The organism is Variovorax sp. J2L1-78, from assembly GCF_030317205.1.
Lineage (GTDB): Bacteria > Pseudomonadota > Gammaproteobacteria > Burkholderiales > Burkholderiaceae_C > Variovorax > Variovorax arabinosiphilus.
Map to the genome: position 1 here is coordinate 1,323,037 of NZ_JASZYB010000001.1, position 16,068 is coordinate 1,339,104.

At 67.5% G+C, this 16,068-nt stretch carries 16 protein-coding genes; 8 read left to right on the plus strand and 8 right to left on the minus strand.

Annotated elements, in window-relative coordinates; translation table 11 throughout:
- Positions 1–8: 8 nt before the first annotated feature.
- Entirely contained in the window at positions 9–896 is an 888-nt protein-coding gene (locus QTH86_RS06365) for a LysR family transcriptional regulator (protein WP_286645512.1), read from the minus strand.
- On the opposite strand from QTH86_RS06365, the gene QTH86_RS06370 reads away from it, so the two are divergent.
- The 4 genes from QTH86_RS06370 (at position 895) to QTH86_RS06385 (ending at position 5,820) form a co-directional block, all read left to right on the plus strand.
- Positions 895–1,287, plus strand: coding sequence for a DUF1330 domain-containing protein (locus QTH86_RS06370; RefSeq protein WP_286645511.1), 393 nt, complete (start codon positions 895–897; stop codon positions 1,285–1,287). The two genes, QTH86_RS06365 and QTH86_RS06370, sit on opposite strands and share 2 nt — an antisense overlap.
- Before the next feature lie 129 nt (positions 1,288–1,416).
- Positions 1,417–2,478 carry an inositol monophosphatase family protein gene (locus QTH86_RS06375; RefSeq protein WP_286645510.1) on the plus strand — a complete coding sequence of 354 codons (1,062 nt, stop codon included), beginning with the start codon at positions 1,417–1,419 and terminating at the stop codon, positions 2,476–2,478.
- On the plus strand, positions 2,478–4,709 hold the full coding sequence (locus QTH86_RS06380) for an FUSC family protein (RefSeq protein ID WP_286645509.1): 2,232 nt from the start codon (positions 2,478–2,480) through the stop codon (positions 4,707–4,709). Before QTH86_RS06375 ends, QTH86_RS06380 begins: the two co-directional genes overlap by 1 nt.
- Positions 4,710–4,725: 16 nt before the next feature.
- Complete coding sequence (locus QTH86_RS06385) at positions 4,726–5,820, plus strand: mechanosensitive ion channel family protein (RefSeq protein WP_286645508.1); 1,095 nt, start codon at positions 4,726–4,728, stop codon at positions 5,818–5,820.
- Positions 5,821–5,852: 32 nt separating this feature from the next.
- On the opposite strand, the gene QTH86_RS06390 is transcribed toward QTH86_RS06385, so the two are convergent.
- Complete coding sequence (locus QTH86_RS06390; RefSeq protein ID WP_286645507.1) at positions 5,853–6,773, minus strand: LysR family transcriptional regulator; 921 nt, start codon at positions 6,771–6,773, stop codon at positions 5,853–5,855.
- Between the two features lie 128 nt (positions 6,774–6,901).
- On the opposite strand from QTH86_RS06390, the gene QTH86_RS06395 reads away from it, so the two are divergent.
- Positions 6,902–7,756: a pirin family protein gene (locus tag QTH86_RS06395; protein ID WP_286645506.1), complete on the plus strand. Its 855-nt coding sequence runs from the start codon at positions 6,902–6,904 to the stop codon at positions 7,754–7,756.
- 53 nt (positions 7,757–7,809) lie between these two features.
- The gene (locus QTH86_RS06400; RefSeq protein WP_286645505.1) at positions 7,810–8,907 is read left to right on the plus strand and encodes an alkene reductase; all 1,098 of its coding nucleotides are present in this window, start codon (positions 7,810–7,812) and stop codon (positions 8,905–8,907) included.
- A 180-nt stretch (positions 8,908–9,087) separates the two neighbouring features.
- On the opposite strand, the gene QTH86_RS06405 is transcribed toward QTH86_RS06400, so the two are convergent.
- The 6 genes from QTH86_RS06405 to QTH86_RS06430 form a co-directional block, all read right to left on the minus strand.
- Positions 9,088–9,462 (minus strand): copper-binding protein, encoded by a 375-nt coding sequence (locus tag QTH86_RS06405; RefSeq protein ID WP_286645504.1) that lies wholly within the window; start codon positions 9,460–9,462, stop codon positions 9,088–9,090.
- Positions 9,463–9,534: 72 nt separating this feature from the next.
- Positions 9,535–10,020 carry a cupredoxin domain-containing protein gene (locus QTH86_RS06410; RefSeq protein WP_286645503.1) on the minus strand — a complete coding sequence of 162 codons (486 nt, stop codon included), beginning with the start codon at positions 10,018–10,020 and terminating at the stop codon, positions 9,535–9,537.
- A 59-nt stretch (positions 10,021–10,079) separates the two neighbouring features.
- A complete protein-coding gene (locus QTH86_RS06415; RefSeq protein ID WP_286645502.1) occupies positions 10,080–11,495 on the minus strand; it encodes a multicopper oxidase family protein in 1,416 nt (471 codons plus the stop codon).
- Positions 11,496–11,530: 35 nt separating this feature from the next.
- Entirely contained in the window at positions 11,531–12,955 is a 1,425-nt protein-coding gene (locus tag QTH86_RS06420; RefSeq protein WP_286645501.1) for a TolC family protein, read from the minus strand.
- Positions 12,952–13,266, minus strand: coding sequence for a hypothetical protein (locus QTH86_RS06425; protein ID WP_286645500.1), 315 nt, complete (start codon positions 13,264–13,266; stop codon positions 12,952–12,954). The genes QTH86_RS06420 and QTH86_RS06425 overlap by 4 nt, the downstream gene beginning before the upstream one ends.
- A gap of 133 nt (positions 13,267–13,399) precedes the next feature.
- Complete coding sequence (locus QTH86_RS06430) at positions 13,400–13,792, minus strand: DUF4148 domain-containing protein (protein WP_286645499.1); 393 nt, start codon at positions 13,790–13,792, stop codon at positions 13,400–13,402.
- A 172-nt stretch (positions 13,793–13,964) separates the two neighbouring features.
- Here QTH86_RS06430 and QTH86_RS06435 point away from each other — a divergent pair, with 172 nt between their 5' ends.
- Both QTH86_RS06435 and QTH86_RS06440 read left to right on the plus strand, forming a co-directional pair.
- Entirely contained in the window at positions 13,965–14,648 is a 684-nt protein-coding gene (locus QTH86_RS06435) for a heavy metal response regulator transcription factor (protein WP_286646749.1), read from the plus strand.
- Complete coding sequence (locus tag QTH86_RS06440) at positions 14,645–16,060, plus strand: heavy metal sensor histidine kinase (RefSeq protein ID WP_286645498.1); 1,416 nt, start codon at positions 14,645–14,647, stop codon at positions 16,058–16,060. The genes QTH86_RS06435 and QTH86_RS06440 overlap by 4 nt, the downstream gene beginning before the upstream one ends.
- Positions 16,061–16,068 lie beyond the last annotated feature (8 nt).

Sequence of the window (16,068 nt, forward strand, 5' to 3'; positions counted from 1 at the left end):
GGATTGTCTCAGCCCGCCAAGGTCTCAGCCCGCAAGGCTCGGGCCGGCTTCAACAACTGCAGCAGCGCTGTGATCTTGGGCGACAACGCCCCGCTGCGCCAGATCAGATCGGTCGAAGCGCGGTTCTCGCCGCGCGGCAGCGGGTGCAGGCTCAGGCGGTCCCGGTCCGGAAAGGTGGCGAGCACACCGCGCGGCAGCAGTGAAATGCCCATGCCGACCACCACGCAGCCCAGCATGGCGTGGTAGGAGGTGATTTCGATGGTCTGCAGGGGCATGCCGTCCCGCCGTGCGTACCACGCCTCGAGCCGCGCACGGTGCGGGCACCCCGGTTCGAAAGCCACGATGACCGGCGGCAGCGGTTGGTGTGCCTTGCCGATGGGCGCATGCCCGGCCTGGGCGACGATGACCAGCTCTTCCGAGAACACGGGCACCCGCTCCAGGGGCCCCTCTGCGATCGGCCCGGTCACGAAGGCGGTGTCCATGCGCCCAGCCAACACGGCGGCAGCGAGTTGCTGCGGATTGCCGGTCTTCAATGTCAGCTTGACCTCGGGATAGCGCTTGACGAACTCGCTCAGCGGCCCCGGCAAGCGCACGGCGGCGGTGCTTTCCATGGCGCCCAGCACCAGAGGGCCGCGTGGTCGGTCGTCGCACACCGCTTCGCGCGCCTGCGCTGCCAGCGCCAGCAATTGCTGCGCATAGGGCAACAGTTGCCAGCCCGCCGGCGACAGGTGCAGCCGTTTGCCCTCGCGGATGAACAGGGCGACACCCAGCTTCTGTTCGAGCTGGCGAATGCGCGTGGTCACGTTGGACTGCACACGGTGCAAATGTTCGGCCGCCCGCGTCACGCTGCCGGCTTCGACCACCGCCTGGAATATCTGCAGGTCGCCGAGATCCATGTTCTCTTTTCAAGATGATTTGAATCTCGATTATTCATTTTTCAAAATGATGTGCCAGCGCTATCGTGCGTTCTCTCTACCAATGAATGAAAGAAGGATCGACATGGCAAAGGGTTACTGGATCGTTCGGGTCTCGGTGCACAACGCGGCGGAATATCCTTCTTATCTGGCGGCGGCGTGGCCCGCCTTCGAGAAATTCGGCGCCCGCTTTCTGGTGCGCGGCGGTGCCGCCGAGTGCATGGAAGGCGTGGCGCGCGAGCGCAACGTGGTGGTCGAATTCGCCGATGTGGCGACCGCTAGTGCGTGCTATCAAAGCGAGGAATACGGGCTTGCCAAGGCCATTCGGCAGCGCGTTGCCGACGCCGATTTCGTCATCGTCGAAGGCGCCTGAACAGCCCGGATTCGACATCCCCGGGGTGCGGCCCGGCGGGTTATGGGAAAATAGGTCATCGTTCGCCGCCCGCATCGCCGGGCCGCATTTCCCGGGGCCCCGTGCCCTCGCCCGCTCTTCCCACAATTCATGTCGTCGCCCAACCTCCATCCCATGCTCAACGTGGCCGTCAAGGCCGCCCGCGCCGCCGGTGCCATCATCAACCGTGCCGCGCTCGACGTCGAAGCCGTTCGCATCTCGCAGAAGCAGGTGAACGATTTCGTCACGGAGGTCGACCACGCCAGCGAGCGCGTCATCATCGAGACGCTGCTGACCGCGTACCCGGGCCACGGCATCCTCGCGGAAGAATCCGGCACCGAGCACGGCGCCAAGGACTCCGACTACGTCTGGATCATCGATCCGCTCGACGGCACCACCAACTTCATTCACGGCTTCCCGGTCTACTGCGTGTCGATCGCGCTGGCGGTCAAGGGCAAGGTCGAGCAGGCCGTCGTCTACGACCCGAGCCGCAACGACCTCTTCACAGCGACCAAGGGCCGCGGCGCCTACATGAACGAGCGGCGCATCCGCGTCTCCAAGCGCACCAAGCTGCACGAGTGCCTGATCTCGACCGGCTTCCCCTTCCGCACCGGCGACAACTTCAAGCAGTACCTGGCCATCATGTCGGACCTGATGCCCAAGCTGGCCGGCCTGCGCCGCCCCGGCGCCGCGGCGCTCGACCTGGCCTACGTGGCCGCCGGCTTCACCGATGGCTTCTTTGAGACCGGCCTGAGCCCGTGGGACGTGGCGGCCGGCTCGCTGCTGGTGACCGAGGCCGGCGGCCTGATCGGCAACTTCACCGGCGAGCCCGAGTTCCTCGACCAGCGCGAATGCCTGGCCGGTGCCCCGCGCATCTACGGCCAGCTGGTGCCGCTGCTGTCGCAGTATTCCAAGTTCGCCGGTCTCGACGACAAGATGCGCGCGAGCGACCGCGCCCGCGCCGTGTCGGCCTCGATCGCACCCAACGCCGATGCATCATCGGCCGACATCTACGCCCGCAGCACCATCGCGGGCGACGACGCATCCGCGGCCGACGCGGCCCCGGCGCCGGCCGCCGCCCCGGCATCGCGCAAGCTCACCCGCATCCGCCGCGACCCGGCGGCCGACAACGCTCCCGTCCCGCCCGCCGAGGGCGACGCCGCCGAGCACTGATGCAGGCGCCGCGCGCCGCCGTCCAGCGCAGCCGGGCCGCCCTGCGCGTCGGGCTGAGCCACTACATCGCCAACGGCCTGTCGGTCGCGCTCGGCCTGTTCCTCATCTCCGCCGGCGTGCACGCCTGGCTCGGCACCCTGGCGGCGGCTTCGGCCGCGGTCGGCGTGATCGTCACCGCGCCGCCCGACCTCCCGGGCCCGCGCCGCGGCAAGTTCTGGCAGATGCTGCCGGCGCCGCTCATCGGCCTGCCGCTGTTCTTCGCGGTGCAGATGCTGCACGCCGCGCCCATTCGCCTTGGGCTGCTGCTGGTGCCCGCCACCTTCCTCGCCTTCACCGCCATGGCCTGGGGCAAGCGCGGCATCCCGATCGCGGTCGCGGTGATGTTCTCGATGATCTTCTCGATGGCCACGCCCAAGCCCGACGGGCTGGACCAGGCGCTGTATCGCACGATGATCTTCGGCCTGGGCGCCGGGCTGTACGTGGTGTACGCCGTGCTTGCCAACCTCGCGCTCAACGGCCGCTACCGCGTGCAGGCCATGGCCGACGTGCTGCTGTCGCTGGCGGCGCTGATGCGCACCGAAGCCAGCCAGTTCAGCTCGCGCGAGGAGTCGGGCGACGTGCGCGAAGTGCCCGCGCCGCTGCTGGGCCGCCTGCTGCGCGAACAGGCTGCGCTGGCCGACCAGCTGCAGGCCACGCGCGACATCGTGCTGGAGTCGCCGCGTACGGCCTACCGCCAGCGTCTGGCCGGCATGCTGGTGATCGTGCTGGAGATGCGCGACCAGCTGCTCGCCAGCGAACTCGACCTGGAAGCGCTGCAGTCCAACCCCGCGCACGCCCCGGCCCTGATGGCGATGCGCCGCGTGCTCGAAGCCCTGGCCGACGAGACCGCCGCCCTGGCCGACGCCCTGCTGCTCGGGCGCACGCCCGAACCGGTGCCCGACCGACGCCCGCAGCTCTCGGCGATCCATCTCGCGCCGGACGCTGCGCATGCGCACGGCGCGTCCGGCCCCACCGCCGCCATGCTCGCCCGTGGCCTGGCCAGCCGCATCGGCCACATCAACGACGAGGTGCTGCGCCTGGTGGCGATGGCGCGCGGCGACGTGGCGCCCGACCTGGCCGTGGTGCGCGCCAACTGGCAGATGTTCGTGAGCCCGACGGATTGGTCCTGGCGCCCGCTGCGCACGCTGTGGCGCTGGGACGCCCCGCCGCTGCGCCACGCGATTCGCGCGTCGCTCGCCATCGGGGCCGGCTACGGCATCGCGCTGCTGCTGCCCTGGGGCTCGCACGATTACTGGATCCTGCTGACCATCGTGGTGGTGCTGCGCGGCAGCCTGTCGCAGACGCTGGAGCGCCGCAACGCGCGCGTGGCCGGCACGCTGCTGGGCTGCGTCTTCGCGGTGGCGCTGCTGTCGACGCACCCCTCGGCCATGGGCATGCTGGTCGCCTCGGTGGTGGCGCAGGCCATCGCGCACGGCTTCGCGGTGCGGCGCTACCTGATCACCGCCGTGGCGGCCACGGTGCTGGGCCTGGTGCAGGCCCACATGCTCAACGTCGGCGCGACACCCACCTTCGCGCTGTTCGAACGCGTGGCCGACACGCTGATCGGCGCGGCCCTGGCCTGGGCCTTCTGCTACGTGCTGCCGTCGTGGGAACGCAGCCAGATCCCGTCGCTGGTGGCGCGCACGCTGAAGGCGCAGGCACGGCACGCGCGGCTCGCGCTCGGCCTCGGCCAGCTGCACGCGATCGACACCAGCCCCGAACTCGAATGGCGACTGGCTCGCAAGGAAGCCTTCGACAGCCTTTCGGCGCTGGTGCAGGCGACGCAGCGCTCGCTGTCCGAACCACGTGCCGTGCGCCCGCCCATCGCGCCGCTCGAACACCTGCAGGCCCACAGCTATCAGCTGCTCGCGCAGCTGAGCGCAGTCAAGTCGATGCTGGTGCTGCGGCGCGACCGGCTCACGCCGGCCGACATCGAAGGCCCGCTCGCACGCACCGCTGCACGCATCGAGGCGACGATCGGCAGCGCCCCGATCGCCGGCAGCGACCTGCCCGAGAGCCCGCCCGCCACGGCCCTGGCCGGGCCGATCCCGTTGCCGGACCCGTTCGACAACGACGTGAGCCCCTGGCTGCTGCGTCGGCTCGACCTCGCCACGGCCATCTCCAGCCAGCTGCGCGACGATGCGGCACGCATCCTGCAGTCCCTCGACGACCCCGACGCCAATCCCCCCTGAAAGGACCCCCTGAACGATGACCAAGGACATGCTGCTCGGCCACCCGTGGTTCCCGCCCTTCGTCTCCGCACTGATCGCCGTCTTCCTCGCGCTGCTGCTGCACCGCGTGGCCAGTCTGGTGCTCCAGCGGGTGACACGCCACATGCCGGTGCTGCATGCCCTGCTCGTCAACATCAAGGGGCCGGCGCAGGCGCTGCTGCCGCTGCTGGCCCTGCAGGCGGTGTGGCAGGCCGCGCCCGACGACCTGCGTTTCATCGCCAGCATCCGGCATGTCAACGGTCTGCTGCTGATCGCCATGGCGACCTGGGTGCTGGTGCGCGCCGTCAACGGCTTCGCCGACGGCCTGATCGCCAAGCACCCCTACGACGCGGCCGACAACCTGCAGGCGCGCCGCGTGCTCACCCAGACCCGCGTGCTGGCGCGCTCGGCCAACAGCGTGCTGCTGGTGGCCGGCGCCGCGATGATGCTGATGACCTTTCCGGGCGCGCGCCAGGTCGGCGCCAGCCTGCTGGCTTCGGCCGGTGTCATCGGCATCGTGGCCGGTCTGGCCGCCAAGCCGGTCTTCAGCAACCTGATCGCCGGCCTGCAGATCGCGCTGGCGCAGCCGATCCGCATCGACGACGTGCTGGTGGTCGAGGGCGAATGGGGCCGCGTCGAGGAGATCACCGGCACCTTCGTCGTCCTGAAGATCTGGGACGACCGCCGGCTGATCCTGCCGCTGAGCTACTTCATCGAGAAGCCGTTCCAGAACTGGACGCGCACCGGCTCGCAGCTGCTGGGCTCGGTCTTCATCTACGCCGACTACGGCATGCCGCTCGCGCCGCTGCGTGAAGAGGTCGAACGCCTGGTGAAGGCAGCGCCGCAATGGGACGGTCGCTTCTTCAACCTGCAAGTGACCGACGCCACCGAGCGCAGCATGCAGCTACGCGTGCTGTGCACCGCGGCCTCGTCCTCGCTCGCCTTCGACCTGCGCTGCGCGGTGCGCGAAGGCGTGATCGGCTACATGCAGCGCGAGTACCCGCAGTTCCTGCCGCGCTTGCGCGTCGAGGACGGGGATGCGTCGACGCGTCCGGCCGCCGCACCGCCGGACGGGATGCCGCAACCCGCCTGATCAGGCCGCGTGGCGGGTGGTTCGAAACGCCGTCACGGGCGCGGCGACACCGTCGATGCCTCCATCGCACCGAGCTTCTCGACCACCAGGTCGATGAACGCCGACACGGCCAGCGGCAGATGCCGCCGGCTCGGGTACAGCACGTTCAGGCCGTAGCCCACGCATCGATAGTGCGGCAGCACCGGCACCAACCGGCCCGCCTGAAGATCGAAGGCCGTGATCGCATGAGGGAGCAGTGCGATCCCGAGCCCGGCCACCGTCGCCCGGCGCAGCGCCTGCGCGGTGTTGCCGCTGAAGCGGGCGGCGACCTGGACCTCTTCGTCGACGCCATCGGGCCCCGTCAAGCGCCATGTCGCGTGCCCGCTGGGATGGGCGAAGCTCACGCAGTCATGGTTCTTGAGGTCCTGCAGCGTGTCGGGTGCGCCGCGGGCAGCCAGGTAGGCCGGGCTGGCCACCAGCACGTCGTTGCCGTCGCGCAGCACCTGACGGCCGACGTAACCCGAATCCCGCAGCACGCCGCCGCGGAACGCGACGTCGATGCGCTCGGCAATCAGGTCGGCCCGCGCGTCGCTGAGCACGAAGTCCAGGCGGACCCGCGGATGGGCGGCCAGAAAGTCGGCGACCCATTCCATCCGGAAGAAGTCGAAGAAATCGGCGGGCGCCGCGACACGCACCAGGCCGCTGGGCTCGTGGTGACCGGTCATCAATTCCTGGCCCGCGTCGATCAATCCGTCCACCGCGCTGGCGCAGCGTTCCTGGAAGGCCTCGCCCGCACTGGTGAGGGTGAGCTTGCGGGTGGAGCGCTGCAGCAGCCGCGTGCCGAGTTGCGCTTCGAGCGCCTGGACGCGCCGGCTCACCGTGTTGGACGGCACGCCGAGCCGGCGCGCGGCCCCCGCAAAGCTGCCGCTGCGCACGACCTGCACGAACAGGGCGATGTCGTTCAGATCCACCATGGCGCAGATTACTTTGAAAAACGGATCAGTTCAATCCAATTGCACCGCCTAGTCATTCAATGGTGGCGATCCTATTCTTCCTCCATCGACCCCAGAGGTCCCTCATTCACCGAAGAAGACATCGCTCCATGACCACTGCCACCCGCATCGACACGCGTGCCATCGTCCACCGGACCCGCGGTAACGCGCACGGACCGATCACTCGGCTCATGAGCCCGGGCGACCTCGGCGAATTCCTCAAGCCCTTCGTGTTTTTGGACCTGGTCCGCTCCACGGCGCTGACGGGGCAGAACTTCGGCATGCACCCCCATTCGGGCATCGCCACGCTGACCTTCCTGCGCGAAGGCGACGTGGCCTACGAAGACACGACGGGTCAGAAGGGCGTGCTGCCCGCCGGCGGCGTGGAGTGGATGCGCGCGGGCAACGGCGTGTGGCACACCGGCGCGCCGGTCGCGGGCTCGCCCATGCTGGGCTTCCAGCTCTGGGTGGCGCTGCCCGCGGCAGAAGAAAACGCACCCGCGCAGAGCCTCTACCTGGCGCCTGCCGACATCCCCCGGGAAGGCCCGGCGCGCGTGCTGCTCGGACGCTACGGCGCAGCGAAAAGCCCGGTGCCAGCCCCCGCGGACATGAACTACCTGGCCGTCCGCCTGAAAGACGGCGAGCGCTGGACCTATGCGACGCCCGAAGGTCACACGGTGGCCTGGCTGGCGGTCGACACCGGTCGGCTCGACGCGGGCGGCATGGTCGCGACGGGTGAACTCGCCGTGTTCGAGGAATCGGAGCAGGCCATCGACTTCGTGGCCCACGGCGACACGTCCTTCGTGCTGGGCTCGGCCGTGAAGCATCCGCACGACCTGGTCATGGGCCACTACTCGGTGCACACGAGCGAAGCCGCCCTTGCACAGGGCGAACAGGAGATCCGGCGCATCGGCGCCGCGCTTCGCAACAGCGGGCGACTGCCCGGCACTCGCCAGACGAACTGAACGCAGTTCGAACGCTCGATCGATCCGCCTTCCCCAGTCACCAGAAAGCATCCATGACCTCCACCCATCTCGCCCCCTTGTTCGCCCCCACGCACCTGGGTCCGCTGCCATTGAAGAACCACCTGGTGATGGCACCGATGACGCGCAGCCGCGCCGGTGAAGGCGACGTTGCCACGTCGACGACCGCCGAGTACTACCGCCAGCGCGCCGGCGCCGGCCTCATCATTTCGGAAGGCTCGCAGGTCTCGGCACAGGCGAAGGGCTACCCGAGAACGCCCGGCATCTTCACCCCGGCCCAGGTCGCCGGCTGGAAGCGCGTGACCGACGCAGTGCATGCGGCGGGTGGACGCATCTTCCTGCAACTCTGGCACGTCGGCCGGCTGTCGCATTCCTCGGTCCAGGCCAGCGGCGCGTTGCCCGTGGCGCCGTCTGCGATCAAGGCGGATGGCGAGCTCTACACCCCCACGGGGCTCCAACCCTACGAGACGCCGAGGGCGCTGACGCTGGCCGAGATTCCAGGCGTGGTCGCCGACTTTCGCCAAGGCGCCGAAAACGCCAAGGCGGCCGGCTTCGATGGCGTGGAGCTCCACGGCGCGAATGGCTACCTGATCGATCAGTTCCTGCGCGACAGCACCAATGCGCGGACCGACGCCTACGGCGGATCGGTGCAAAACCGCGTCCGCTTCATCCAGGACCTGGTCGAAGCGGTGACGCCGGTTTTCGGGGCGGACCGCGTCGGCGTCCGTCTGTCGCCCCTCTTCGACGGCTTCGCCAAGAAAGACAGCGATCCGCAGGCGACCTACGGCCACGCAGCCGAGATGCTCGGGACCTATGGGCTGGCGTACCTGCATGTCATGCAACTGGGCACGGGCCCGTTCGACTTCGCCGAACTGAAGCGCCGATTCGGCGGCAAGTACATCGCCAACGGCGGCTACGACGCCGAGCGTGCCGCCGCGGCACTTCGTTCGGGATCGGCCGATCTGATCGCATTCGGCACGCCGTTCCTGGCCAATCCGGACCTGGTCGAGCGGCTCAGGAACGGCGCTGCGTTGAATGCGGCCGATCCTTCGACCTTCTACCAGGGCGAAGAGCGCGGCTACACCGACTACCCCACCCTTCACGACGCCACCGCCGCGCCCCAAGAAGGCTGAACGCATCGACCCGATTCACAGGGCTCGACCGCAGCGGTATTCGCCGAGTAGGCAATGCGCTCGGAGCGCATTGGCTTGACGACACACTTATCGGTGCATCAAGAAGCCAATGTGCGCCCCCCTCGTTGCAACACGGCCAAACACGCGATCATTGAACCCGCCAGCCGGCCGCTTGCGCGTTCAGCGGAGCACCTCGATCCTGGTAGCGATGATCTTGCCGTCCACTTTCTCTGCCTGGAATCTGACCCTGGCCCCGGCCTCGAGCTTTTCGAGCACCGCATCGTCGTCCACCCCGAACACCATCGTCATGCCCGGCATGTCGAGGTTCTTCAGTGGACCGTGCTTGATCGTGAGCTTCTTGTTGTCCTTGTCGACCTTGCGAATCTCGCCTTCGCTGAACTCCGAGGCCGCAGCCGCATCGGCGCCAGGAGCCATTGGCGCCGTCTTGTTGATGCCTGGCGTATCGGCCATGGACGTCGAGGACTGCGCGATGGCCGCGCCGGACAACAGGAAGGCGGCAGCGACCGCCAAACGGATGCGGTGAATGTTCGACATGGGAACTCCTTGGATGGAACGAATTGATTCTTCCGTCGCGGCCGCTGCTCGACCGGGACGGGCGTGCCTGCATTACTTGGCGGCCTTGGTCACGTTGACGGCGCCCTTCATGCCCGCGTCGTAGTGACCGGGCTGCAGGCAAGCGAAGTCGACCTTGCCAGCCTTGGTGAATTCCCAGACGACCTCGCCGGTCTGGCCGGCAGCCAGGGTCACCATGTTGGGATCGGCGTGCTCCATCTCCGGGTTTTTCATCATGGCCGCGTAGTGCTCCTTGAGTTCCTTCTGCGTACCCAGCACGAGTTCGTGCTTCACCCGGCCTGCGTTCTTCACGACGAATCGAATCGTTTCACCCTGGCTGACCGTGATGTCGGAGGGCGTGAAGCGCATCGCGTCCGTCATGTCCACGCTGATGGTGCGCTTGGCTTTGGCTGCAACGCCTGGCTTGCCGATGGCCTCACCCTCGTCGTGCCCACCGGCGTGCGTGCCCGATGCCGATGCGGCAGAGGCCCAGAGGGCGAAGAGACCCGCGAGAGCGGCTGTTCGGATCGTGTGGTTCATGATTTTCCTTTTGCTTGGTGGATGAATGGGATGGTTGCGAACGGGTGCCATGCGGGCCGTCAATGTTTTCCGTGGTCGGCCACGGGCTTGCGAATCTGTACCTCGATGTTTTTTGCAGGCATGTTCTGAGCAGGCATGGCCGCAGCGCCCGAATGGCGCCCGCGTGCGGGCTCGGGAATCGCACCGTCGAACTCGTAGGCCACCGTGCCGGGCGGATGCTTGAACCATCCAGGATTGGCGTAGTCGCCGGCCTTCTGGTCTCTGCGCACCTTGACCACGCTGAACATGCCGCCCATCTCGACCGATCCGAACGGTCCTTCGCCCGTCATCATTCGTGCGGTGTTGTCGGGAACGGGCATTTCCATCTCGGCCATGTCGGCCATGCCCCGCTCGCCCATGACCATGTAGTCCGGCACCAGGGACGAGATCTGCCTGGCCACGTCCTTGTGGTCCAGCCCGATCATGGTGGGCACGTCGTGGCCCATCGCGTTCATGGTGTGGTGGCTCTTGTGGCAATGGAATGCCCAATCCCCCTCCTCGTCTGCCAGGAAGTCGATCTGGCGCATCTGCCCGACCGCCACGTCGGTCGTCACTTCGTAGTGACGCGAGGACTTCGGCGTCGGCCCGCCGTCGGTCCCCGTGACCAGGAACTCGTGCCCGTGCAGATGGATCGGGTGATTCGTCATCGTGAGGTTGCCGATGCGAATGCGCACCTTGTCGTTGAGCCGGACGTTGAGCGAATCGATGCCCGGGAAGATCCTGCTGTTCCAGGACCAGATGTTGAAGTCCGCCATCGTCATGATCTTGGGCGTCGCGCTGCCGGGCTCCACGTCGTACGCGTTGAGCAGGAAGACGAAGTCGCGGTCGACCTTCTCGATCAGCGGATGTTCGGCCTTCGGGTGCGTGACCCAGAAGCCCATCATCCCCATGGCCATCTGCGTCATCTCGTCCGCATGCGGGTGGTACATGAAGGTGCCGGGGCGGCGCGCCACGAATTCATAGACGAAGGTCTTGCCGGGCCGGATCGCCGGCTGGGTCAGCCCGGCGACGCCATCCATGCCGCTGGGCAGGCGCTGGCCGTGCCAGTGCACGCTCGTGTGCTCGGGCAGCTTGTTGGTCACGAAGATGCGTACGCGATCGCCCTCCACCACTTCGATGGTGGGCCCGGGCGACTGCCCGTTGTAGCCCCACAGATTCGCCTTGAAGCCTGGCGCCATTTCGCGCACCACCGGCTCGGCCACGAGGTGGAACTCCTTGACGCCGTTGTTCATGCGCCAAGGCAATGTCCACCCGTTGAGCGTGACCACCGGGTTGTAGGGGCGCCCACTCGGGGGCACCAACGGCGCCATGGTGTCGGGCTTGGTCTGCAGCACAGGCTCCGGCAGCGCGGCCATCGCGACCTTGCTCACCGCGGCTGCGGCAACGGCGCCCGTGAGCGCACCCGCGCCGCTCAGAAAATTGCGTCTGTTTGTCATGTTGTTCAATGGGTTGGATAACGGCCGAAGCAGGCTCAGTGCGCGGCACCTGTGGAGGCGCCTTCGCTCCCCGAACTGGCCATCGCGGCGCCCGTGGCGGTGGGCTTGCCCATGACCGACGCGGCAAGTGCGGCATCGGCCTGCCAGAACTGCTGCTGGGCGTTGATCGCGTTGGTGACGGCGGCGATCTGGTCGCGCGCCTCGGCCAGGAGTTCGAAGACGCCGATCAGCATGCCGTTGTAGCGAAGCACGTTCTCGTCGGCCATGGCTTGACGCAGCGGCACGATCTCGTCGCGGTAGTGCTTGGCGATGTCATAGGCCGTGCGGTAGGCGGAGTAGCCCTCCCGCAGTTGCGAGGAGGCACCGCGCACCGTGGCGTCGTAACGGTTGGCCGCAGCCAGCGACTGCGCATTCAGCGCGTCACGCTGGGCGGATCCCCCGTCGAACAGCGGCAGCCGGATGTCGAGCTCGAAGCCGCGTCGGTTGCTCTTGCTGCCTTCGGCGTTGTCGAAGACCGTGTCTCGCCTGGCACCCGCTTCCACGTCGATGAAGGTCGACAGGAGGCTGATGCCCTGGGATTGGCCTGCAAGGTCCAGTTGGGCACGCGCGAGCTGAACATCCAGCCGTTGCTCGGTCGCCGTGGCCGCGACCTCCTTGGCCTCGCGGGGAATCTTGGGGAGATCAGGCAGGCGTGCGGGCAAGGCAAGTTTCGCCGCCTGGGCGTCGTCCAGACCCAGCGCACGGATCAGTTCCTCGCGCGCAGCCGTGGTGGCATGCCGCGCGGACGCGAGTTGCGTGGTGGCATCGGCGTAGAACACCTGTTGGCGCGCACGCTGCAGCTTGCTGAAATTGCCGATGCGCTGCATGCGGCGAGCCAGCTCGGCGCTGGCCTGCGCCGACGTGTTCACCTGCTCGGCATAGTGCAGCGACTGCTGGGCGGCGACCGCGCGGACCCAGGCCTGCCGGACCTGCGTGACGTGGTCGACCACAGCGCCCGTCAACTGCAGCTTCGCCTGATGGGCCTGGCTCCTGGAGATCGACAACCGTTGCGGCAACAGGATCAGATCCACCAGCCCGAAGGACAGCAGGCGTCCCAGCTCGAGCTCGCTGTTCAGGCGCATGCGCTCGAACGTGAAGATCGGATTGGGCAAGCGGCTGGTCTGGTTCGCTGCGGCGATGTCGACCCAACTCTGGGCCATCAAGGCCTGGACGGCCGGACTGTTGGTCAGGGCGAGCTGCACCGCGTCGTCCTGGGACAGCGGTGTCGCGAGCAGTTGCTGGGCCAATTCGGCGCGCCGGTCGCGCTGTTCCGGCGTCCGGCTCAGCGCCAGGTTCCCACCGGTAAAGCGCTGTGCGTGGGTGTTCGTGTCCTTCAGGGCCTCGTCGATGCCGACCGAGGCGCAGCCAGCCAGGAAAACTGCCGCAGCGGCGACCGCCGTCGAACGCAGCGCCCGCTTCATGGCGTGTCCTTCGTCGCAGGCGCACCCGCCATGCCGGGCATGGCCGACATGGGCATCCCGTGGCCCGGCTGCGCATCGGTTGGCGCGTGACCGCCCGCGGACGATGCCGGCGCCACCGTGCGGGGTCCGGCGCTCTCCTTGGCATAGGCCTGCCATCCGCCGCGTCGGTAAACGGTATCGTTGGCCTCCTTCCAGGGGATGGCCTTCTCGTCGGCCAAGGGGCGGTAGCCCTCGAGCGCTGAGTGGTAGCGCAAGGCCACGGAGGACGCCGTGGGTTGCTCGGCCGAGCCTGAACCATCGTGCGCGGGCATGGGTACAGGTTGAGCGACAGCCGTGGTGCCGAGGGTTGCCGCCGTGGCAAACGCCACGGCCACAGGAAAGACAGCCAACCAACGGACCGACGATGAATGGGACATGGATCCTCGCAAGTTCAAGTCGGTGCGCTCAGGGCCGAGCGTCGGCCTGAACCGTGTTCAGCTTGCCGGCGGGCGTCGACAGCGAGGTGCCGAGGCGCGATGCCGCATCCCAGTCCGGCTGCTTCTGTGCGGCTTGCAGCTCGGCCGACACTTGTTCACGCGACTTGCCGGTCCCCGCCACCGGCGTCCCCATCACACCCCAGCGCAGCATGCTCGCCCACTCGGGCGTCGCCTGTGCACTGGCGAGTTCGCCAGCCACCTCGGCTCGCGTCCTGCCCGGCCCGGCCTCATCCGGGTGATACACGACGCCAGCTTCGGTCGGTGCGGAATGCTCGGGCCCTGCGAACGCCGCCATCGGCGCCGCAACGGCCGCAACAACGCTCAACGTGAGCGTGAGTGAGAGGACTTGAAAGTTCTTCATGAAGTGCCTTTGCTTTGTTCAACGCCTGGTTCACCAGGGTCGACATCGACCCGGAGATGCTGGCCTGCCGACCGGCATGAAAGAACTTTAGAAAGCGAGCCCTTCATTCGGGCGACTTCAGGATTACAAAGAAGTAATGGAACGCGTGCGTCTGCGCCCCTACCATCGGGCGATGCGACTCCTGGTGATCGAAGACGAACAGAAGCTTGGTGACTATCTTGTGAAGGGGCTCAGTGAGAGCGGCTTTCTGGTCGACCTTGCACGCACGGGCCTCCAGGGGCGAACGCTTGCAATCGAGGGGGACTACGACCTCCTGGTGCTGGACGTGATGCTCCCGGGCATCGATGGCTTCGCTGTCCTGGAGGCGGTGCGCCGATCCAAGGCGATGCCCGTGCTGATGCTCACCGCACGCGACGAGGTCGAGGATCGGGTGCGAGGGCTGCAGAGCGGCGCGGACGATTACCTGGCCAAGCCCTTCGCTTTTTCCGAGCTGCTCGCACGCATCCAGGCCCTTCTTCGCCGCGGTACGCTGCACGAGGTGTCGCGCTACGCGTTGAAGGACCTGAGCCTTGACATGATCGCGCGCAAGGCCATGCGCGACGGCCAGCGCCTGGAGCTCACCGCCAAGGAGTTCGCCCTGCTGTCGCTGCTCATGCGACGCCAGGGCAATGTACTTTCGCGCACCCAGTTGGCTGAGCAGGTCTGGGACATGAACTTCGCCAGCGACACCAACCTGGTCGAGGTGGCGATCCGACGGCTGCGCAGCAAGATCGACGACCCCTTCAAGGAGAAGCTGCTTCACACGGTACGCGGCATGGGGTACGTGCTCGAGAGCCGTCGGGATGACCCATCGTGACCGCCACCGAGGCGGCCAGTCACCCCCGAGGCAACGGGAATGCCGCGGCTGCGATCACGGCATCGGCCGCAGGGACGACCCAGCATCCGCCGCCAGGCACCGGTTCGATTCAGGGGGCGCTGACACGCTGGTTCGCGGTGCAGGCGCTGATCGGCCTGAGCCTTGTCTGCGTCGCCATCTATGCCGTCACGTCCTGGAGTTTTCAGGTCAAGCAAAGCAGCGAGTTCGAGCGCCAGGCCGAGCTGATCAGGCATCTGATCCAGGAGTCCGCGGATGACCCCCTGCGCAACGAACTCCGCCACAAGCTCGACGACTTCTTCTCGACCCACCCCGACATCAGTCTGGTGCTGCGTCGCAACGACGAGATCGTCTACGCCAGCACGCCCCACCGGGCCTCGGCGCGCTGGTTGTGGATGCCCAGCGACGGAAAGAGGCAACCAGAAGGCGCAGCGATGCATCTCCAACTCGGGATCGACGTCCAGGAGGACGCCCGGCTCTTGACGCGACTCGCATGGACCCTGGTGGGCGCCGTGGCGCTGGGCGCTGCGATGATCTCGCTGACCGGCGCGCTCCTGGTGCGCAGGGGCTTGCGTCCCCTGAAAAGGCTGACAGCACAGACGGCAGCCACGGGCCCCGAACACGTGGGCCAGCGCATCGACCCGGCGCCCTATGCCGCCGAGATCACGCCCTGGGTCGTGCAGTTCAACGCGGTGCTCGATCGTGCCGAACAGGCCTACCGCCAACTGGAGTCGTTCAACGCAGACGTTGCGCACGAACTGCGCACGCCGCTGGCCAACCTGATCGGCATGGTGGAGGTCGAGCTGGCGCGGCCAAGGTCCGCCGACGAGTTGAGGAATGTCCTGTTCTCCGCGCTGGAGGAAGCCAGACGGGTGTCCGTCATCGTGATCGACATGCTCTTCCTCTCCCAGGCCGACCGCGGGGCCACCGCGCGCCGGTCGGCCCCTGTAGCCCTGGCCGACCAGGTGCGCAGCGTGCTGGATTTCCATGAAGCCAAGCTGGAAGAAGCGGGGCTCGAAGTGACCGTGCGCGGGGATGCGCGCCTGGGCATCGACACCGGGCTGGTGCGACGGGCGCTGTCGAACCTTCTGAGCAATGCGAGCCGGTATGCAGCACCGGGCTCGACCATCGCGGTCACGATCGACACACGACCCGACGAGGTCTGGGTCAGCGTTTCCAATCGCGGCGACCCGGTCCCCGCCGAGATGCTTCCCCATCTCTTCGAACGATTTTTCCGGGCAGAACGGTCTCGTACGGATTCGTCGGAGCACCACGGACTTGGCCTGGCCATCGTCGCGGCGATTGCACGCATGCACGGTGGCCAGACCCTTGCGACATCGGAGACGGGCGTCACCGAAGTGGGATTTTCAATGCGCAGGGAAGTCAGCGGTTGAAACGCGAG